14 protein-coding genes are annotated in these 18380 nt (G+C 47.4%); all 14 read right to left on the bottom strand.

What is annotated here, in order from left to right; genetic code table 11:
- Position 1: 1 nt before the first annotated feature.
- Entirely contained in the window at positions 2-3247 is a 3246-nt protein-coding gene (locus HMPREF1536_RS09855) for a DUF2723 domain-containing protein (protein ID WP_028730211.1), read from the bottom strand.
- Positions 3248-3472: 225 nt separating this feature from the next.
- Positions 3473-4051 (bottom strand): hypothetical protein, encoded by a 579-nt coding sequence (locus HMPREF1536_RS09850; RefSeq protein WP_028730210.1) that lies wholly within the window; start codon positions 4049-4051, stop codon positions 3473-3475.
- A 27-nt stretch (positions 4052-4078) separates the two neighbouring features.
- Positions 4079-5374: a flexirubin biosynthesis putative acyl-CoA ligase FlxY gene (locus tag HMPREF1536_RS09845; protein WP_028730209.1), complete on the bottom strand. Its 1296-nt coding sequence runs from the start codon at positions 5372-5374 to the stop codon at positions 4079-4081.
- Between the two features lie 8 nt (positions 5375-5382).
- The gene (locus HMPREF1536_RS09840; protein WP_028730208.1) at positions 5383-7038 is read right to left on the bottom strand and encodes a C45 family autoproteolytic acyltransferase/hydrolase; all 1656 of its coding nucleotides are present in this window, start codon (positions 7036-7038) and stop codon (positions 5383-5385) included.
- Position 7039: 1 nt separating this feature from the next.
- The gene (locus tag HMPREF1536_RS09835) at positions 7040-8539 is read right to left on the bottom strand and encodes a phytoene desaturase family protein (protein WP_028730207.1); all 1500 of its coding nucleotides are present in this window, start codon (positions 8537-8539) and stop codon (positions 7040-7042) included.
- On the bottom strand, positions 8532-12401 hold the full coding sequence (locus tag HMPREF1536_RS09830) for a trifunctional MMPL family transporter/lysophospholipid acyltransferase/class I SAM-dependent methyltransferase (RefSeq protein ID WP_028730206.1): 3870 nt from the start codon (positions 12399-12401) through the stop codon (positions 8532-8534). The genes HMPREF1536_RS09835 and HMPREF1536_RS09830 overlap by 8 nt, the downstream gene beginning before the upstream one ends.
- Complete coding sequence (locus HMPREF1536_RS09825; protein WP_028730205.1) at positions 12398-13594, bottom strand: DUF2062 domain-containing protein; 1197 nt, start codon at positions 13592-13594, stop codon at positions 12398-12400. The genes HMPREF1536_RS09830 and HMPREF1536_RS09825 overlap by 4 nt, the downstream gene beginning before the upstream one ends.
- Before the next feature lie 10 nt (positions 13595-13604).
- Positions 13605-13958 carry an ApeI family dehydratase gene (locus tag HMPREF1536_RS09820; RefSeq protein WP_028730204.1) on the bottom strand — a complete coding sequence of 118 codons (354 nt, stop codon included), beginning with the start codon at positions 13956-13958 and terminating at the stop codon, positions 13605-13607.
- Positions 13959-14097: 139 nt separating this feature from the next.
- Entirely contained in the window at positions 14098-14736 is a 639-nt protein-coding gene (locus HMPREF1536_RS26610) for a flexirubin biosynthesis protein LolB2 (RefSeq protein ID WP_147337525.1), read from the bottom strand.
- Positions 14714-15361, bottom strand: coding sequence for a flexirubin biosynthesis/transport protein LolA2 (locus HMPREF1536_RS09810; RefSeq protein WP_225607961.1), 648 nt, complete (start codon positions 15359-15361; stop codon positions 14714-14716). Before HMPREF1536_RS09810 ends, HMPREF1536_RS26610 begins: the two co-directional genes overlap by 23 nt.
- Positions 15342-16013: a polysaccharide deacetylase family protein gene (locus tag HMPREF1536_RS09805; RefSeq protein ID WP_225607962.1), complete on the bottom strand. Its 672-nt coding sequence runs from the start codon at positions 16011-16013 to the stop codon at positions 15342-15344. Before HMPREF1536_RS09805 ends, HMPREF1536_RS09810 begins: the two co-directional genes overlap by 20 nt.
- A 40-nt stretch (positions 16014-16053) precedes the next feature.
- Positions 16054-16914, bottom strand: a complete 861-nt coding sequence (locus HMPREF1536_RS09800) for a beta-ketoacyl synthase chain length factor (RefSeq protein ID WP_044193588.1) — start codon at positions 16912-16914, stop codon at positions 16054-16056.
- Positions 16915-16917: 3 nt separating this feature from the next.
- Entirely contained in the window at positions 16918-18117 is a 1200-nt protein-coding gene (locus HMPREF1536_RS09795) for a beta-ketoacyl-[acyl-carrier-protein] synthase family protein (RefSeq protein ID WP_028730199.1), read from the bottom strand.
- Entirely contained in the window at positions 18114-18374 is a 261-nt protein-coding gene (locus HMPREF1536_RS09790; protein ID WP_028730198.1) for a phosphopantetheine-binding protein, read from the bottom strand. The genes HMPREF1536_RS09795 and HMPREF1536_RS09790 overlap by 4 nt, the downstream gene beginning before the upstream one ends.
- Positions 18375-18380: the final 6 nt, after the last annotated feature.

Raw genomic sequence — 18380 nt, 5'->3', positions numbered from 1 at the left:
ATTACTTATTCCCACGAACCGAACCGTAAGCCATCCGATAGTTGTCAAACTCTTCCTGATACTTAGTTGCAAATTCGGGATTATAATGTTTGCTGACTGCCAGCACTTGCTGCATAACGGCCAGGTTATGTTCCAATTCTCTTGTTACAGAGGCCAGCTGAGACGGTTTCAGACGGAAGAACCAATCGATATTACGCATTGCATTCTCTGCAATTCCGGTAAATACCTCTTCTGCCTTTTCGTTTTCATCGAGTGCATAATACAGTTCGCCGGTAGAAAGAGCCGTGTAATCCAACGGCACATTTTCCGGGGGCAATACTTCCATGCTCTTGTTCAGCACGTTCAATGCTTTCTCGTTCTTACCTTCTTTCAGCAGGTCTTCCGCCAGTTTGTTGAACAGGGCCATACGGTAGCTCTTACACATACGCATCACGTTCTCGTCGATGTAAACGCCCGGCTGGTCTACGCCACCCCATTTGAACTTGTTCATGACGTTATCATACATCTTTTCCGTGTTCGTTTCCCTGTTGGCATTCTTCGGAACGATCTGGTAAGCCAGACCTGTTTGTTCGAAGTAGCCGTCCAGACCGACGAACTGGTCGGGGTTGACAGTGATCGCGTAATAGATAGGACGTTCCCAGTTATTTGTCTGCAACATATCCAGGATCATCAGTTCCTGTTTGCCCAGTGCGTTCTTGCCTTTCAGGTTGATCGTCATTTCCTTCAGCAGACCGGTTGAGTCGGTTGCCAGGCCTTTGGCTACTGCTGTGGCAGAGTCGACTTTATAGATCAACGTTTCAGAAGGGATATAATCGAGTTCCTGGCTGATACCCGGTATCTTCTTGAACTTCGGATCGTTGCTACGGACAAAGTTCAACGCTGTATTCAGGTCGATAGGCTGATCCGTCATCGGGAATACATAAGCCGCATCGCGTGTACCCTGCACATAGTCCGCACGGTTCCAGGAGATAGGCAGCGGAGCCGATTCGTAAGCCTGCTTCTTCATCTGGTCGATATACCAGTCGGTTTGCAGGTAGCTGGTGTTACATACACGTACGTCGGTACGGATGCCTTCCACTTCCTGTGCATACCACAGCGGGAATGTATCGTTATCACCGTTGGTGAAGATCACGGCATTCGGTTCGCAGGATTCCAGGTAGTTAGCACCGAAATCGCGGCAAACGTAACGCCCTGAACGGTCGTGGTCGTCCCAGGTCTGGCTAGCCATCTGGATGGGAACGAACAGGCACAGCACGGTTGCGAGAGAGCCTGCCACTACCGGAGACAACTTGCCATACTGCCGCATCAACTTGGCCAGTGCCGCGACACCGAACCCGATCCAGATACAGAACGCATAGAAGGAGCCTGCATAGGCATAGTCTCGTTCACGCGGCTGATAAGGCGTCTGGTTCAGGTAGAGCACAATGGCAATACCCGTCATGAAGAAGAGGAAGAAAGTGATCCAGAAGCTCTGGATACCCCGCTGTCCGGAATAAGCCTGATACAACAGACCTAAAATACCGAGCAGGAGCGGCAACATATAGTATACGTTGTGTCCTTTATTATTGGCTATATCATAAGGCATGTTATCCTGCGGGCCGACAAGTACTTCGTCGATGGCTTTGATACCGGTGATCCAGTTACCGTTCATCACCTCGCCATTTCCCTGGATATCGTTCTGACGTCCGGAGAAATTCCACATGAAATAACGCCAGTACATGAAGTTGAGCTGGTAAGCGAAGAAGTAACGGAGATTCTCGGCAAAGGTCGGTTTCATCACCGTCACATTCTCTCCACAACGGTTAAACTTCACGGGCTCTCCCTTGAATTGCGACCATTCCTTATAAGCTCCCACATGGGCATCCACATTACTGTACATACGCGGGAAGAGCATACTCAACTCGTCTACATATTCATATTCAACGTCGTGACGGGAAACATAATACTTATCTTTCTCGTTCGGATCTTGTTTGATCACGCGGCTCCAAACGGCTTCACCTTCCTTGGTTACAGGAGAACAGTTACCACCTTGGTTTTCGCGCTTCACTTCCGAAGCAAATGTCTGTCCGTAGAGCAGCGGGGTTTTACCATACTGTTCACGGGCCAGATACGAACGCAGGGTGAAGATATCGCTCGGCGCATTCTGGTTCATAGGCGTATCGGCGGTAGCACGGATCATAGTCAGTGCATAAGATGAATAACCGACAACGATTACCATCAGGCAGACCAGTATCGTATTCAGCAGCTTGATATTAACTTTCTTGCTCATGAAGAGATAAGCGCTCAACGCAGCCGTCAGGATAACGGCCAATACATAACCGCTACCGATGAACGGAACACCTACCAGTACAACGGCCAGGATAAAGGCGATCTTCATACGTGTCGGATTGATCTCGTCGCGCATCGTCTCCCAGATAGCCCATATCAGTACACCGGACAGAGCAAATACATAAGCAAATACACCCGAGTTGTAAGGCATTCCGAGTACGTTGACGAACAGCAGTTCGAAATAACCGCATACCTCAACCAGTCCCTGTACGACACCATACATCATCAGTCCTACGATTGCGAACGAAACCAACAATGCATAGATGGTACCTTTCATCGTCGGATTCGGGAATTTCTTATAGTAATAAACCAGCACGATCGCCGGGATACACAACAGGTTCAGCAGGTGGACACCGATACTCAGCCCCATCAGGTAAGCGATCAGTACGATCCAACGGTCGGCATGAGGGCGGTCGGCCGCCTCTTCCCACTTCAGGATCAACCAGAATACCAGGGCTGTGAACAGGGAAGAATAAGCATATACTTCACCTTCTACCGCACTGAACCAGAAAGTATCGCTAAAGGTATAAGCCAAAGCTCCTACCAGACCGCTACCCATGATAGTGATCATTGTACCCAGAGAAATTTCATTCTCCTCGTTCACCATGATCTTACGGGCCAGGTGGGTAATACTCCAGAACAGGAACAGGATAGTCAGCCCACTGAACAGTGCCGACATAGAATTGACCATTTTAGCTACTGTGGAAGTGTCCGACGCAAGCTGTGTGAACAGGTTGGCCGTCAGCATAAAGAACGGTGCTCCGGGCGGGTGTCCTACTTCCAGTTTAAAGGCAGAAGAGATGAACTCACCACAATCCCAGAAGCTGGCAGTGGGTTCGATCGTCATCAAATAAACGGTGGTTGCGATCAGAAATACGACCCATCCCAACACGTTGTTGATTAGTTTATACTTTCTCATACGTTTGTATAAAGTGTGATAATTAATTGTCTAAAAAAGCTATCCTAACACAGACAGTCGGCCGCAAAGGTAAGCATTTACGTTTAATACCAACGCCCTAACACTCTATAAATTGTATTGAAGAGATTAGAATTATATTAAAAAACGACTGATATTTAGCTGACAAAAAAATGACACCAATGTCACACTGATGTCATTTTTCATTTATCTGTAAATCAATTAGATTCACTTGATCTTTTTTACCTTATTCAATATTTTATAAACCGGATAAGCCCAGTAGTTACGAAGTCCGAAGCCTCTGGCTTTTTCAGTAAACTGCCTGTTAAAAATAATGTCTTTGGTGGCGATATCGAACACAACGACATTGTAAGTAGCCTGTGTCTTTCCTTTGTTAAGCAGCCCCGCAATGAAAACTGCGCCATATCCCTGAGCATTTCCGGTATTAAACTGACGGATATGTTCCGCTATTTCGTCACCAATCAATTGATAACTATCGTCACTGGTAAAAAGATCAGCTTTCTTTATCTGCTCGATAAGATTCTGAGAAGTTTCCAGATCGGTTGTTACAGCAGCGTCAAAGGCCTTAGCCGTATCATACTTTTTCGGCTCGCGCTGGAATAGCGTATTTATACCATAGAAAGCATCCTTGAACTGTTCCGTCGTCTCATCAGCACCGTACACTTTAGCCATAGAAAAGTCCACACCAAAAAATGTCAGTTTGTCTATATCCTTCAAATTTGTTTTATCCTGCGCATTTACAAGGCTTGTCAGGAATAAAAACATCAATACCATCAACTGTTTCATACGATTACATTTTAAATTAGTACTAAATTATCGCAAATCTATAAATTTAATTGCTTTCCTGCTCATCTGGGGCATCTGAATTTTAGCCACATAGTCAGGGGAAGCAAACTGAATGGTAGGCGCCACCCGTACTTTTGAACGGAACAGATCCTTGATTTGCTTGGCAAAAGCTTCTGTTTGCCTGTCGCTTCCTACCCGGATCAAAATATCATCGGTACCGAGATCGTTCGTATATACTTCCACTACATAATTCTTTACGCCGGGAATATTATCGAGGATATCATATAAAGCAGGCGGATAAAGGGTTGTTCCTTTATATTTTATCATCTGCCCTTTGCGACCCAACACAGAACTCAGCCTCACCGTATTCCGTCCGCAGGAGCAAGGTTCCGTATAGTGATAACAGATATCGCCCGTCTTAAAGCGTAACAAAGGCATTCCTCTAACCCCCAATGTAGTGATAGTGACCTCACCGGCTTCTCCTTCGGCTACAGGTTGGTTCTTATCATCCAGAAACTCTACAATGATCAGTTCCGGCTGCAAATGTCCTCCCCGACAGGCCTCGCATTCCGTAAAAGAAGACTGCATTTCTGTTGAAGCATACGTAGACTGCAACAAAGGAGTACTCCATTTCTCATGGATACGCTGTCCCAGAGTGTTCAGGGAGAAATCCGGATTGCGTAAGGCTTCACCGATACAAATCGCTTTCCGTATGGAAGAATTGTTATAATCGATCCCGTTGGCTTCCGCATATTCTATCAGTTTGACCAGAAAAGAAGGGACAACCATGCAGAAAGAAGGATGTATCCGATGGATCGTATCCCATTGCAATTCCGGTATTCCATTACCGACACGCACCACGCCGGCTCCCAGTTCACGGGCACCCATATAATAAGCCAAGCCGGCCATAAAGCGCCGGTCGAGCGTTGTCATCAACTGCATGACATCTTGCTTCGTACAGCCGGCAGTCGTGAACGATAAATATTCATTATAAGATAACCTGTCCAGATCGTCACCGGTGAGAACAAATGTCACCGGATCACCCAACGTTCCGGAAGTCGTTACGTAATCAATTATATCCGCTTTGTCTACACAAATAAAATCGTCATTATGCAGTTGCAGGTCTGTTTTTGTCGTGACCGGCAGTTGCTGCAAGTCCTCTAATGTCCGGATATGGGAAATATCGATCCCTTCTTCTCTGAACATGCGTTGATAAAATACGGAATGATTATTCAGGTATTCCAACTCACCGGCCAGTCGAAACTCCTGATAAGCCTTTATCTCTGCCGGGGTTTTAAATTGTATAGCACTATACTTATCCATATCGTTCATTATTTTATTTTCTCTTGTAGAGCCGTACGCTCCTCTTCTTTAGGAATTTCTTTTGTTAAAGCGGTCTGCCAGGAGAGGATCGCTCTATCTTCCGCACCAAATGCCTGATAATAATCGCCGACCAACTGCCAGGAATAGTAGAACTCGGGATTTGATGCTATAAACTCATCCAGCAAAGCTTCATCAAGGGGAGTATGACTACCGATACTATGACGAATATCCTTCGCCAAATTCTTATAAGTCAACAATTGCCGATAGACCGGACTATCCAACAAGGTATCCGCCGGCAATGAAAGACTATCGATCCGTAACTCTCCCGTATCAGTGGGATGAGCAAATATCTTATTCAGATCATAGGCCACATATTCACCCAGTTGCCAGGGAGCAGTCGATACCCACATCAAGCGATTAGCAGGTTCAAAGATGACAGAGTGGTGGGCTATAAACTGGTTGATCGCCTTTTCATTGGTCAATCCGATCTCTTTTCCCTCTTCTCCAAAGCGGTTACGCAGTATGGAAGCCGCTTTCGATGGATCTACCGGGAGATTATCACTTAATAATTCATCCAGCCGGGCCTGTCGGTAAGGGCTGTCGGAGGTAGCTATATTTTCCTTGTTACGGGCATCTTCTTTAAAAGTATCCGACTGGTAATGGTTTGTACAGATAATCCGGTTTGTTCCCGAATAGAAAAGAGCAATCTTATCGGTCGATTTCTCAATAATAGCCGCTTTACCATCTTTCGCCGAACCGATCAGCAGAGACTCCGCGACAAAGGTTTTATGCTTCTGTGCAATCGCATAAGCCTCCTCTATCGTAGAAGCATACTGCAATATCTCACGTGCCAGTAGGGAGATAGGCATAGCAGCCGATACCGGCATCGTTGATTTGGCTGCATTGATCGTCACAGTCAGTCCCGTTTCGTTCATACCCGACAATACTCCGGTCATTCCCGCCCAACCGACAGAAGCAAAACGATACCCGGCGGAAGGCTGATAAAAAGAGATCAGTTTATTACGGGCAAAATCATCCCCTACATAAAAGTCAAAATTACGCCCGATCAGTAAAGTAGAGTCCGCACTTTCATCTCCCCAAACACCGAAAGAGCTGCATCCGACCAGCATATAGTCCTGCATGGCATGGCCGATGTCATGCGCCGCATGATAATTCAACTGACGCTCATAAGGAGTTCCGATCGCATCATATTCATGGGAACAGGAAAGAGATATTCCATAAATCTCCGTCCTGTATTCTTCCGGTATATACTCACCCAGATTACGGTTAAAGAGGATCAGGAAGAAACGCAGGAACTTCAGATAACTGTCTGAAGGAATGATCTGGCGTATCTGATCGACAAAGACCTCTTCCTGATAATGCAACAAATCTTCCGCCAGCTTCCCGAAAGCCACTCCCCGCTCGGCAGGACTTCCCTGCACCGATAACTCCCACAAACCGCTTTTACTTTGCCGCAGATGATTAGGGCCATAGGTGCGTAAACTATCCGTTTTTATCAACGGATAATCCGGTAGGGTGTTCATATCTATTACCGGTTGCTTCATATCCGCAGTCAGGTAGAGAGCAGACGAAACAACCACTATCAATCCAATGAGACTAATAAAGGACAGGACGAGGTATTTCAGTATTTTCTTTATCTTCATATCAGGCTTCTCCTATTTTACGGGCCAGGTATTCCGAACCCACTAATTCCGTACAAGTCAGCATAGAGGTCAAAGTCACCCCCAAAGCACCATGTACATTCAGACTCTGTCCGGTCAGGAACAGGTTAGGGATGCGCGTACGCGTCGGGATCAGGGTAGTCAACGGATTATTATAATTCTTCATAATCCCATAGGCCGAACCTTCCGGGGTTCCGGTATAATCGCGGTAAGAGAGCGGCGTAGTCGTTACGATCTTCTCCGTGTTCAGTGATATACCGGGACAATAGCGTTCGGCAAAAGCGATCAACTGCTGCGCTTTATCTAATTTGAACTGCTCGTAATCGGAGCCACGCTGCCCGACAGTTGTATTTTCCCAGGCTTGTACTTCCGACAGATACATAGGCGAAAGCAGGCAGATCACATCCGTGTACTGCTCCAAGACGGAAGAAGGTTGCATCGAAACCATACAGGTATTGATCCGGGTATCTTCCTTGTGTCCGGTATTATACCAGGCATTCTGATCGCCCAATAAAAAGAAGTTCCGGTTACTATACGGAGTCGTCCCCCGCTTCTGAAGCAGATAGACAGAGAACAGCCCATACGAATTAGGCAGATGCTCCAAACGGGATAAAGCCGCTTTCCGTATGAGCGGCGATTTCTCCACCAAATTCAATGTATTGAAAGGATGCAGGGAAGATATCACATACCGGGATTCCAATCTTTCCGCCCGGTTGATTTCCACTGCTTGTATCTCATTTCCGGACAGGCATAGTTTACTTACTTCCGCACCAGTCAGCACCGTCCCTCCATTTTGACGGATCACATTCACCATCGCATCCACCACCTGCATACTCCCATCTACAAAACGCCAGGCTCCCTGCAAATAAGAATTTGTAATAATGGCATGATGATAGAAGGTAGAAACCGACTGATCGCCCCCATAAAGTAATACACTGCCGGATAAAACCTGTTGTAAGGTTGTATCTGAAGTGATTTCCCTGATTTGCTCCCAGGCGGAGATATAAAAGTTATCCATATTCCCGGATGACAATTTGCCTTTCCGCAACTGCTCCACACTGATAGAACGCCCCACACTATCCAGCAAACCAACATAACGTTTGAGCGCCTCTTTCTCTTTCGGAAACTCACGGGTCAATGTCTCGGCAAACCGTTCATGCCCCATAGCAAAAGGATAGAATTTATCCTGATAACAGATCACATCAAAAGCCACCTCATCCATCCGCCTCATCTTCAGCTTATCCATGATACCGAAATAAGTGAAGTATTGCCGCATGATCTCCCCTTCATCCATACTCCCGATATAATGAATACCGGTATCCAATACCCTGCCATATCGTTTAAAGGATTGAAAACAACCGCCAGGCAAAGCATTCTTTTCAAGCACACAGACATTATACCCTTCCTTGCTCAACGTTACACCGCAAGCCAGGCCGCCTAATCCGCTTCCTATGATAATAACATCATACCGGTTATCATTCATAAGCGACCTCCTTCTTTCTCAGGATATAGATCATATTGGAAGTAAAGCGGTCGTTTGCCCGCTGCTCTATCTCCAGATGAAAACGTTCCGCTACACGGATAAACTGTTCATGCGTCGGAAAACAGAGGTCATTCTCCCTCTTGTTAAATTCCAGCAAACGGGTGGAAAGTAATTCGGTAAACCGCGTCACACGGTGCTTTGTCGTTCCTCCGGCATCCCCGTCACGGATAATCAGCATACCACCCGGCAACAACTTGCCGATACAGGTTTCAAGCAACCGTTCCTGTGACGGATAATCCATATAATGGAGCATATCATTCATAACAAACACATCGCTTTCCGGCAGATCATAGTCTGCAACATTGGCACAAACGAAGCGTATACGCTCATTCCGGGAGAAATTATGATTAGCTACGGCAATCTTATCCGCATCATAATCGATCCCCAGTACCGTTCGCTCTCCGGAAAGCATCGCAAGCATATAGGACAAAGGCCCCAGGCCACAACCGATATCCGTAATCCGGGCTCTGCGCGGAACAATCCGGTTAAAAAAGTCATACTTATCCTCCATACGGACTTTGATACGGATATACCATTCTTCCACCGGGCCCTTATAAATATAGTTAGCCACCAACTGCCGGTAGAAATACGGGTTCCCCGGATTTGAATAAATATCACAAGTCTCCTGATAAGCCCTGCGGAAAGTTTTAGCTATCGCTTTGGAACGTTCCTGGTAAGTGACTCCGTAACTCGCATCCGTATACAAAATACGCGGTAATATCCGGGTGCATAACACTCCCCGTTTTACATAGAAAGGCTGCCGTTTCGAAATGATCATTCCGGTTCCGTAAAGAACTACCGGAAGTATATCCAACTGCAATTTCTCCGCCAGATAGAAAGCCCCTTTGTGGAAACGATGCACCTGGCAATCGGCCGAACGTGTCCCTTCGGGGAAAACAACAACGGAATATCCCTGCGCCACCTTGTCCCGAAGATGATGCAATACCTTTTCGTACCCATCTTCCGTTTGTACAAAGTCGGCATACTGTACGATCTTTCCAAAGACAGGAGAATGCCAGACCCACCTATTCGTCACCATCACCAGCTTAGGAGCCAGTGAGAGCATCACCAGGATATCGACAAAAGACTGATGGTTGGCAATGATCACCGCCGACTTCTCAAACGTTTCATTACCCGGATTGATATTCTCACGCCGGGCAATCCAGGCCGCTTTCAGGAAGATACGCAACATATACATCATGATCCGGCTGAACACTTGCTTCTTTTTCCGCCGCTTCACCGGAAGCAATACCAGCAGAAGGGCAACCCCCATCATCAACAGGCAACCGACAACGAACAACCCGAAGAACCAGACTGTAACCAGCAATCCGGAGAGCGTATAAGGGAAATTACCCCTCGATGCCGGCCCGGAGATAAAGAAGCGGAACAGAATCGGTAGAATAGTGTAAGACACCAGCACCACGGAGATCATTCCCAGGATCGAGATCACCGAAATGGATTGTAATGCCGGATGTTTGGCAAAGACCAGTACCCCCAGCCCCACTACAGCAGTGAATGAAGAGAAAAATATAGCCGTCTTATGGGAAGTCAGCATCTTCTTCCCCGTCCGGTACTCTTGTTGCAGGCCGTCCATAATAAAGATACTGAAATCATCCCCCAAGCCGAAAATAAAGGTGGAAAGGATAATATTCACGATATTGAACTGCGTTCCGGTAGCCGCCATCAACCCCAGGATAATCACCCAACTGACAGCCATCGGCGTAAAAGTCATCAAGGTCAGTTCGATCCGTCCATAGGAGATCAGCAAAGCAAAGAAGATAAGGAACGAAGAGATATACAGTATCAGGTAAAAGTCGTCGTTAATGGCAGACACCCATTTATTGGCAAAATACCCGCGATCAAAAATCACCAATCCGTCATTACCCGCAAAACGGTCGTAGACAGTCTCTTTATCCTCCTCATTCAGACGTACCTGTGTAATAAACATAGACAGGGAATCAGCTGAAGAAACCCAACTGTCCAATAGAGGTAAAGAAGAATCACCCGCAGTAAAGTCACAGGGAAGATACTGTTTATCTAGAAGGGCAAAGAAATCATGGAAGGTATCTTCGCGGAAATGGTACTTCGCAGCCCCGTTTTTAATATCCTCCCTTACCTGCGTTTTCCGTCCCTCCGTCCAATAACTATTCCAGCGTTCAATACGGCGCTGTTGTTCCGCATAAGGGATAAATATCTTTTCAGCAGAAGCGAATTCTTTGATCCTGCCCTCTGCTTTCAACGAATCCAGTTTACGGTTCGTTTCGGCATAATGCCGTAGCCCCTCATCGGGGGTGCTTCCGACCGATACGAAAAGCGTCGTTTTATTATCCGACTGGAACAGGTCGTTCAAACGTTGTTCGGCCGCCTTCAGGTTAGCCGGCTCAAAACTCAGGTTCATCATATTACTGTCGAACGTCACCTTCCCCGACATATAAAGAGACACAAAGAAGACAACTACGATCGTAATAACCAACGGCTTATTCTTTTCATACGCATACCCGTTAATCTTCTCAATAAAACGGAGAACCCTCCCCGACTCCTCATGCCCTTCCTTCACTTTCAGGAAATGCGGCAGGAACACCAGACAGAAGAAGGTGGTTCCAATCAGCGCCAACGATGAGAACAGCCCAAAGTCACGCAACAAATCGGAACTGGTGAAAACCAACCCGAAGAAAGCGCCGACCGTCGTAAAACTACCCACAGTAAGCGGATAAGCCAGCTCCTCGATCAACTGCCGGATAGACGAAACATGATTAAAATGCGACAGCACATGAATGGAATAACTCAGTGCCACCCCAAACACCGCCGCCCCTGCTCCGATAGCAATAGCCGAGACAGACCCTTTCAGGAAATAGATCAGAGCCAGCGAAAACACAGCCCCGTACAATACCGGCAATATAATCAGGATCACCGCCGAACGGCTCTTGAATACCAACGTGATAAAAACAATGATGATAATCAGCGCGATCGTCATCGTCAGCATCGTATCCGACTTGATCTGCCGGGCATTATATACACCGACCGACGGCCCGCCGAAATACTCTGCTTTCACGCCGGGATACCTGTCCATCGTCTCCCTTAGCTGCTTCTCGATCGTATCGATCAGGAACTCATTCTTCCCGGTACTTCCCGTCCCGTAATGCGGAGTAATAAAAAGCAGCAGGGTAGACATATCCCTCGAAAAGATATGCCCGTCATAGATCTCATAATTAGCCGTCATCTGGAAATCGCGCAACTTTTCCAGCGAGGTAGTCCCCAGCCCTACCGGGTCACGGGGTAATATACTTTTCAAAGCGACTCCCGCAGGAGATAGTAAATGCAGATAATTACTACGCATACGGCGTTCTATCCCATCGACCGTCAGTACAGAATCCATGCGGGCATAATCGTCCTCCGTCAGGAAAACCGGCAGATTATCATAAATGAAATCTGTCACTTTCCCGATCATATTCTCATCCACTTCCGAGAATATATCCGTGATGTATTCGGAACCGGCCTCAGCCAGCAAACTGTCTTTCAGCAAGTCACCCGCCTCGATCAGCCGATCGGACGGAACCGCACCGGAAACAGTGTCGGCAGACGACAACATAACGATGATCTTGTCTTTGACTTTCAGGTTCTGAAAAACGATCTCCGTACTCCTCGCATCCTGCGTATCAGGAAAGAAACGGGTTACGTCTTCCTCAAATTTTACCTGTACGGCGAAGAAAAGCATCAGCAGAAAGCTACCGGCCAGTAACAGGTAACGGAGAGCCGTATGGCGTTCCAGATAATTATATATATGAATAAACAACTTACTCATCCGGCAATACGTTCAGGTTTCCTGAACAACGAAAGCAACGTTAAACAAACAAAGCCGGCCAGCAATCCGCAGATAACGGCAAAAACCATACTCCCGGCCAGATATTGCAGCAGCGAATCTTTGATCGTATCAAAAGTAACCTCGTGCAACGTCAGCGTCACAGGCTGATCCAGCACCCAGCCACCCGTCACATAACTGCCAAACAGCAGAAAAGGAATCATGGGCGGGATACTGATATTCGAGGCCACAATGGTAATGACCTTGTTCAATCCCATCAAATGCGCCAACACCCCGGCAACGATCATCTGATATCCCCAGATCGGAACAATCCCCATGAACACGCCGAACATGACCGCCAACGCGATCCGCAAATTCGACTCTGCGGAATGCGTAATATTCTTAGAGACAAACTTTTTCACATTCTCTTTCGTCACACTCCGCACACATTTCCACGGCCAGTACCATAACAAGGCGATCAAGACGAGCACCGAGTTCAGCAAACTGATACGCGTAAAGTCGCGCAACGGACGAAAATGGCTGATCCTTTCCCCAGCCGGCGGATAATACACCTTTATCGGTACATTCGCCACCCGTATATTCCTCCAAGCAGCCTGTACGATTATTTCCAGTTCATATTCATATTTCGTAGTGAAAAGATGCATCTTCTTCAGCTTGTGCAAAGGATAAAGCCGAAAGCCCGACTGCGTATCCGACAGCCGGATGCCTGTCTCCAGTGTAAACCAGAAATTAGAGAATTTATTGGCGAAGGTATTTTTCCCGGGCATGTTATCGGAAGCCAGATTACGGGCTCCGATCAGCAAACTATCGGGATAAAGGGCTATTTCTTTCAAGAAAACAGGTATATCATCCGCATAATGCTGCCCATCCGAATCAAGGGTAATCGCATAACGGTAACCGGCTTCCGTAGCAGCCTTCAATCCGGTATTCAAGGCATATCCTTTTCCCTGGTTGTCAGGATAACTGATTACACGTATCCCGGGAAATCCTTTCAGAACCTCCAACGTATTATCCGTAGAACCGTCATTCACCACTATGACAGGAAATGAATAAGCCAATACATCTGTCAGTACCTGACCGAGTGTCCCCCCGTTATTATAGGTCGGGATCACAATAACCGATCGACTTTCCTGCTGATGATATTCCGGAAATGTATGTGTAGTATTTGTTACCATTTATAAGTCGTTACTCTGCCACAATCGTTGCTTTTAGTTTCAGCACAGTTACTCCGCCTGCATTAGCTGTAACCTGTAGCCTGTTTGAATCCTTCAATGAAAATATAAAGTCCAGCAACTCCTGCTCCGATGGATTTACCACAGAAAGGAACTTGCAACTGGTTACTGTCTGAAAACGAACCGGGGTATCTAAGATTGTCGACATGCATTCCTTAATTATACGAAGCATACAAACGCCGGGAACCACCGGCATACCCGGAAAATGCCCTTTATAAACATCATGTCGCGGATTCAACCGGATCGTACAATTATATTCCCCGCCTTGTTCTGCAATAGCTTCTATCGTATAAAAGTTAGTCAACATCCCTTTCCAATATGCATTTAGTGTGACAAAGGTAGGGAAGTTTTTCTATTATGTTGGTCAGTTTCGAATCTTTTTGAAGGTATTAACCCTTGCTATACAATATCCCTTTCCTCAGATAATCAGAATGATGAAGAATTTCTTAATTCAACACATCCAACCCGATGGAAAGCTTCAACCCCGTATGCCTGATACGGATCGTTTCCTGTCCGGAACTGTCCGGGAAAGAGCGGAAAGTGGTTTTGCGCAGGCCGGAACCGAGTTTGATCTCCCGCATACGATTTTCCACACCGTCTATCCGGTAATAACCGTTGAAGCCGGGAGTGGATAGCTTATATACGATATCTGTCTGTGGATTGGTGCAGTTATAAACAATCGCCTTATTTTCCGGCGGTATGTTCAAACCGAAAAGGACCGAGAAGTCGCGATAGAACAGAGACAGTATCTTTTTCTTATTCAACGGTTCGATGCAGTGATGTACCGTCAGACTATCCGAACCGATCTCCAGGTCGAAAAGACTCAGTCCGAAATGCGTACTGAACAGCGTACGGTACGTGCCCGTCTCCGTCTTCTTCACCAATAACAGCCCACTGAAGTGCTTCCGCATAAAGTCGATCGTCATATTGTATTTACACAGGCGGGAAGAAGCATCTATCATAGGTGGGAATTGCCCTTTCGTAGCGGACACAGTTTCCCCTTTCCGGCATTCACGTGTGATAGAGGGGGCACACGAACAACAGACCAGCAACAAGCAGAGACTAGCGGATAACAAACTTTTCATCACTGGTCAGCGTATTGTATTTCCGGTTCGTAAAATGATATTCCGTATAATCCTTTGCATTCTCCGACAAACGCAGAGTCTGTACAGACATATCTTTCTTATCTATCGAAATGATGATCTCCGAGATATAAGCCTGTACGCTCTTGGAAACCGGACGGATCTTCACCACATAAAGGGAAGGGGATTCATAATATTCCAGCCGGTAAGCCGACGACATCACTGTCAGGTCGCCGATCATGCAGGCTGCCAGCATTCCTTTCATCTCGTTCATCATCTGGTTGGAACCGAGGTTGACTACATTGCTTTTCCCTTCGGAAACGATCTTCAGCTTCTGCCCGTTTATAATGATCTGATAATCTATCGGAGAGGTGTAATCCATCCGGATCATATTCTCCTGCTTATAATAGAAACGGCCTTTCGATACGATCTTCTCATTAAAGACATCCAGAAATTTCTCCTGCGTGAAGTCGCTTTCAATGGAAGAAAGCGACGCTGCTTCCTTTTTCAGCCGTTCCTGAAACGCGGTAACGGATGCCAGCGGGGTTAAGTCTTTCTGTGCAGCTAACGGCAGACAAAAAACCACCAACAGGAATGTATATATATATTTATTCATCTTCTTTTCCATACGGATCAGGTATATCAAACATTTTATCCAAAGGAATAACCTCGTAATTTATTGTCTTCAAATGTTCCAGCAAACGGGTTAGCAGAGAAGCTGCACCCGGCATACGGTCGTGTAAAAGGATAACGGAACCCGGCTCTATCTGTTTTATTATCCGACGAAACACTTTATCTTCCGACTCTCCCCGCGTATCAAAAGAACGGATACTCCAACCTATTATTGTATATAGCATATCGTCCACCAACCAAGCAACTGTCGGATTTGTCACGCCAAAAGGAGGGCGAAAAGTAAGAATCGGCCCTGCATGTGACAGTAAAGAGTCTTCACACAACGACACATCCCAACGCATCTTTTTCCGCGAAAGAAACGGGAATTTCCATGAATGACTGTCAGAATGATTTCCGACGTGATGCCCCTCCGATGCGATGCGTCTCATTACGGCAGGATTTTCGCGTACCTTCGCCCCGATGCAAAAAAAGGCAGCCTGCACCTGATACTTTTTCAGTACATCGAGCACCTGCGGCGTATATTGGGGATCGGGGCCGTCGTCGAAGGTCAAGCAAACAACGCGCTTATCGGTGTTTCCCCGGCACAAAGCTTTCACATATACTCCTGAACGAATGCTGTAAGAGGCATAAAAGAGAAATGCACCCATACAGATTAAAACCGCTATAAAGACCAGCCATACCATAAAACTATACCCTCCTTATTAATAGAAACGAGTGATTATCCAGAAAAGAGTTATACAGCAGGATCGAACGCGGGGCATCCGTCTCCTGCACGCGGTGACAGGCCTGCCACAGAGCAAAGGACATCGCTACCGGATATTCGCCGCAATATTGTTTGTATTCATCCGGAAAGACCACCTCTGCATCGCTTGCTTCGTTATGAAGCAGGAAGGCGGTCATCCGTTCCTTTATCTCTTCTTCCGTAAAACGGCCGCTGAACAATTCCATATCCCGGAGCTCCGCCACGCATTGCGGTGAGCAGTTCCCCGACAAAAGGAAGAATGCCGCCCCTTCTCCCGGCTTGTTCTTCTCCCAGAAACCCAAACGGCCGAGGATCGTTTGCAGCGTCGGTGTCATTTCATCGACCGCCCCAACCAGAACAAACTGCGCTTCTTCCTCTTGAACTAGCAAAGCGGCATCGAGCAAAGCGCTTTCCAGAGAGAAGGCACGGTGCACATAGGTCGTATTGTAACTATGGTTTCCGGTAAGCAGGGCAATCTGTGCCCCGATCGTATTGAAAGTGGACTGGATAAAGGCCGTAGGGGTAAGCAGCTCCTCGTTATGATCCAGTATCGTATTCATAAACTTTTCCGTATCGGCCAGACATCCCAAGCCTGTAGCCGTCAGGATCGCATCGACAGGAGCCGTTGCGTCTTCAAAACACTGCAACCCGGTTGCCACCCCCATACGAACCATACGGCTCATCCGGCGGCGAAGCGTGGCATTGGGGATCAGGAACTTGTAGTCCGGTTCTTTCAACACGTAACCATCGTCTGTCCGTTCAAAAGAGGCTGCCGCCTTATCTATATAAACCGATTTCGTAAGCATAACCTATTTATCGTATTTCCGGAAAAGCAGGGAAGCGTTGTTCCCTCCAAAACCAAAAGAGTTAGACAATACCGAACGCAGGGATATTCCCTCCTGATAACGGGTAACGGGAATCAAGCCCGTTTCCTCTATCGGTGTAGTGAAATTCAGATTGGGATAAAGGATACCCCGTTTCAGAGAGAGTACGCTGAATACGGCTTCGAGGGCTCCGGCAGCCCCCAGGGTATGCCCGATAAAGGCTTTCGTCGAACTGAAAGACGGTATCCGGTTCCCGAAAAGACGGCGGATCGCCTGGCTCTCGGAAGCATCGTTGTTCGGTGTGCCTGTTCCGTGCGCATTGATATAATCCACCTCCTCCGGTTGCAGGCCGGCCTTTTCCAAAGCGCCTTTCATGGCGAGGAAAGCACCCGTACCTTCGGAAGAAGAAGCCGTCTGATGGAAAGCATCATTGGCATTGGCGTAACCGGATAAGAGGCAATAAGGAGTTTTACCGACCGTTGCTTCCGACTGAAGCACCAGATAACCGGCCCCCTCGCCCAGATTTAACCCGGCACGCGAGACATCAAAAGGACGGCAAGGCTTTTTATCGAGTATCATCAGCGAAGCGAAGCCGTTTAAAGTAAACTTGCACAGTGCATCCGTTCCTCCGGCGACCACTACATCGAGCATCCCCTGCCGGATCATCCGGGCACCCAGCATAATCGCGTTGGCGGCAGACGAACAGGCGGTACTGACGGTTGTACGAAATCCGGTAATGCCCAGGAAAGAAGCGATCCGTTCCGTACTGTCACCCGCATCGTGCGAAGCGACATACCGCAACCGACCCTGTGCCGGATTTTCCCGGAAGGAAGGGTAGAAAGACTCTGTCAGATCCATACCTCCGGTAGAGGTAGAAGAGATCAGGCCGACGCGAAGGGGACAATCCCGATCGGAGAGATCCAGCCCGGAGTCGGCAAGCGCTTCGAAAGCTGCCGTCATTCCCAGCAAGGCCGTGCGTGACAATGCTGCGGATACGGGAATACCCAGTTGCTCTTTCAAAGCCTCATTCGTGCGCTTCACTTCGGAGACCGGTTCTTCATGGCGTGTAGGAAAGAGCGTGACAGCTCCCAGCCCATCCCGCCCGTCACGAAACGAGCGAAGATGTTCCTCCACATTCAGACCGATGCCGGACACACAACCGATGCCTGTGACGCAGACTCTCATTTCGTACGGTTTGCAGTGATAAAGTCAGCCAGCGTACGCACAGAATAGAAGATAGATTTACCTTCAGCCGGATTCGCAATACGAATGCCGTAGTTGCGTTCCAGGATCAGAATGATTTCGAGTGCGTCGATCGAGTCGAGCCCCAGCCCTTCATCACCGAAAAGAGGTGCTTCGTTATCGATCTCATCCGGGGTGATATCTTCCAGGTTCAGCGATTCGATCAGCGCTTCTTTCAATTCTTGCATTAATTGTTCCATATCGTT

Origin of the sequence: Parabacteroides gordonii MS-1 = DSM 23371 (assembly GCF_000969825.1) — a bacterium.
Lineage (GTDB): Bacteria > Bacteroidota > Bacteroidia > Bacteroidales > Tannerellaceae > Parabacteroides > Parabacteroides gordonii.
The sequence above is the reverse complement of the archived record's forward strand: the minus strand, read 5'-3'. Positions and strand labels throughout refer to the sequence as shown.

What these genes read in the sequence shown, in the direction of transcription:
- HMPREF1536_RS09855 (WP_028730211.1), bottom strand. Translation starts at nt 3,247, where the DNA reads ATGAGAAAGTATAAACTAATCAACAACGTGTTGGGATGGGTCGTATTT.
- HMPREF1536_RS09825 (WP_028730205.1), bottom strand. Translation starts at nt 13,594, where the DNA reads ATGGTAACAAATACTACACATACATTTCCGGAATATCATCAGCAGGAA.
- HMPREF1536_RS09800 (WP_044193588.1), bottom strand. Translation starts at nt 16,914, where the DNA reads ATGCTTACGAAATCGGTTTATATAGATAAGGCGGCAGCCTCTTTTGAA.
- HMPREF1536_RS09795 (WP_028730199.1), bottom strand. Translation starts at nt 18,117, where the DNA reads ATGAGAGTCTGCGTCACAGGCATCGGTTGTGTGTCCGGCATCGGTCTG.
- HMPREF1536_RS09835 (WP_028730207.1), bottom strand. Translation starts at nt 8,539, where the DNA reads ATGAATGATAACCGGTATGATGTTATTATCATAGGAAGCGGATTAGGC.
- HMPREF1536_RS09840 (WP_028730208.1), bottom strand. Translation starts at nt 7,038, where the DNA reads ATGAAGATAAAGAAAATACTGAAATACCTCGTCCTGTCCTTTATTAGT.
- HMPREF1536_RS09830 (WP_028730206.1), bottom strand. Translation starts at nt 12,401, where the DNA reads ATGAGTAAGTTGTTTATTCATATATATAATTATCTGGAACGCCATACG.
- HMPREF1536_RS09810 (WP_225607961.1), bottom strand. Translation starts at nt 15,361, where the DNA reads ATGGAAAAGAAGATGAATAAATATATATATACATTCCTGTTGGTGGTT.
- HMPREF1536_RS09845 (WP_028730209.1), bottom strand. Translation starts at nt 5,374, where the DNA reads ATGGATAAGTATAGTGCTATACAATTTAAAACCCCGGCAGAGATAAAG.
- HMPREF1536_RS09805 (WP_225607962.1), bottom strand. Translation starts at nt 16,013, where the DNA reads ATGGGTGCATTTCTCTTTTATGCCTCTTACAGCATTCGTTCAGGAGTA.
- HMPREF1536_RS09820 (WP_028730204.1), bottom strand. Translation starts at nt 13,958, where the DNA reads ATGTTGACTAACTTTTATACGATAGAAGCTATTGCAGAACAAGGCGGG.
- HMPREF1536_RS09850 (WP_028730210.1), bottom strand. Translation starts at nt 4,051, where the DNA reads ATGAAACAGTTGATGGTATTGATGTTTTTATTCCTGACAAGCCTTGTA.
- HMPREF1536_RS26610 (WP_147337525.1), bottom strand. Translation starts at nt 14,736, where the DNA reads ATGAAAAGTTTGTTATCCGCTAGTCTCTGCTTGTTGCTGGTCTGTTGT.
- HMPREF1536_RS09790 (WP_028730198.1), bottom strand. Translation starts at nt 18,374, where the DNA reads ATGGAACAATTAATGCAAGAATTGAAAGAAGCGCTGATCGAATCGCTG.